Below are 438 nucleotides of genomic sequence, written 5' to 3' on the forward strand. Positions count from 1 at the left end.
TGCCGAAATGTCAATGGACGAAAAAATGGAAAGAGGAAAACAGGTATATACTCAAAGCTGTCTTGCCTGTCACCAGGCAACCGGTGCCGGAATACCTAATGCTTTCCCTCCGATTGCATCTTCAGATTACCTGAATAAGGATGTACACCGTGCGATTGAAGTAGTGAAGTTTGGATTGACCGGTGAGATCCAGGTGAACGGAAATGTGTACAACAGTGCCATGCCAAAGCAAAATATATCTGATGAGGATGTAGCTGCAGTTCTAACTTACGTTTACAACAACTGGGGCAACAACAAGTCTGAAGTTACCCGGGAAATGGTGAAAAAAGTAAAATAGTTATCTTTATATCATGAAAACATTAATCAGATTGGCAATTTGCATCGCGGTAATGATCCAGAGCCAGGCTTATAGCCAGTCTGGTTCAATGGTAGAGGTGA

General features: G+C 42.5%; 1 protein-coding gene. It reads left to right on the forward strand.

Features of this window, described 5'->3' with window-relative positions:
* Window positions 1–337 (forward strand): c-type cytochrome (locus HC175_RS18885; RefSeq protein WP_168139728.1); only part of this gene is annotated, 337 nt, incomplete at its 5' end.
* Window positions 338–438 lie beyond the last annotated feature (101 nt).

This window comes from Salinimicrobium oceani (genome assembly GCF_012037645.1).